The organism is Haemophilus sp. UMB1048 (assembly GCF_030218125.1).
Lineage (GTDB): Bacteria > Pseudomonadota > Gammaproteobacteria > Enterobacterales > Pasteurellaceae > Haemophilus_D.
This window is the reverse complement of record NZ_JASOPB010000229.1, coordinates 1-228: the sequence shown is the minus strand read 5'-3', so window position 1 is coordinate 228 and position 228 is coordinate 1. Positions and strand designations below refer to the sequence as shown.

General features: G+C 56.1%; 1 pseudogene. It reads right to left on the bottom strand.

From position 1 onward, the window contains the following. Positions 1-228: pseudogene (locus QP437_RS10580) on the bottom strand (MFS transporter); the annotation flags it as partial.

Below are 228 nucleotides of genomic sequence, written 5' to 3'. Positions count from 1 at the left end.
CGCCGCCAATCGTTCCGGTGGCAGACCAGACAGCGTAATGGTGGTCAGCGGCATAAAGAAGCAGGCCACCGCGAAGCCCTGGATAAACTGTGGCCAGGCCGACGCGCCAAAATCCATACCTGGTTCAAAGGTATAGGCACGCCAGTAGAAGCAGACGGCATACATAATAAAGCTGAAGGTTACCAGCCGCCGCATATCCAGTTTATGCGCGAAGCGGCCGATAATCGG